General features: G+C 78.4%; 1 protein-coding gene. It reads right to left on the bottom strand.

Translation table 11 applies throughout. From position 1 onward, the window contains the following. On the bottom strand, positions 1 to 1,025 hold a 1,025-nt coding region (locus MXD58_RS25185; protein ID WP_250610134.1), incomplete at its 3' end, for a transcription antitermination factor NusB. Between the last annotated feature and the right edge of the window lie 98 nt (positions 1,026 to 1,123).

The following is a 1,123-nucleotide window of genomic DNA, read 5'->3' as shown; positions in this document are numbered from 1 at the left end:
AGCAGCCGCGACGGCCGCGGGGTGTCCCGCAGGGACCGGGCGACGAGGTTCGCCCTGGCCGCCCGCGGCTCGATCGCCAGCAGCGAGGCGTCCGCGCCGGGCCCGGTGAGCAGGCCCGCGAGCATCGCCGCCTTGCCGCCCGGGCCGGCGCACAGGTCGACGGTCAGCCCACGGTCCACACCGACCGTCGCGGTATCCGCCAGGGCCAGCGCGACGAGTTGGCTGCCCTCGTCCTGCACCGCGGCCGCCCCGGAGACGACCGAGGGCAGCCGCGCGGGATCGCCGCCGTCGAGGCGCACCGCGTACGGCGAGTACGGGCCGGGCCGGGCGGCGAGCTCGGCCTGCTCGGCCTCGGCGAGCAGCGACTCGCGGTCGATCCGCCCTGGCCGGGCGACGACGTGCACCGCCGGGCGGTCGTCGTCGGCGGCCAGCGCCGCCCGGGCCTCGTCGAAGTCCCCGCCGAGGGCCTGGACGACGGCCTCGACGATCCAGCGCGGATGCGCGGTGACGACCGCGAGATGGCCGATGGGATCGGCCGTGAACCCCGGCGCGCCGAGCAGCAACGCCAGGTCACCGCCGGTCTCGGTGATGCGGGCGGCGACGCGGCGCAGGACCGCGTTGGCGAAGCGGACCGGGCGTTCCCCGCTGGTGGCGCGCACCAGGTCCACCGTGGTGGCCACCGCGGCGCGTGGCGGCACCCGGGTACGCAGCAGTTGGTAGGCGCCTAGCCGCAGCGCGTCGCGCACCGGCGGGTCGATCTCCCCGACGGGCCGGTTCGTCGCCGTGTCGAGCACGCCGTCGAGGGTGCCCTGGGAGCGCAGCGCGCCGTAGGCGAGCTCGGTGACGAAGCCCCGGTCCCGCACCGACAGGCCGCTGCCCGCGAGCAGGCTCGGCAGCAGCAGGTTCGCGTAGGCCCCGCGTTCGTCGACCGCCCGCAGCACCTCCCACGCGAGGCGCCGCGGCCGATCGACCCGCGCGGGCGGGCGGGCCCCGCGGGTACCCCCCGGCGCGCCGGCGGGGCTCACGCCGCTCCCCCGCCGGCCGCGGGCGTGCCGATCGACTCCGAGCCGGTCGACTCCGAGCCGGTCGACTCCGAGCCGGTCGACTCCGAGCCGGTCGACTC

Source organism: Frankia sp. AgKG'84/4, assembly GCF_023242965.2.
Lineage (GTDB): Bacteria > Actinomycetota > Actinomycetes > Frankiales > Frankiaceae > Frankia.
This window is presented reverse-complemented; position numbering and strand designations above follow the sequence as displayed.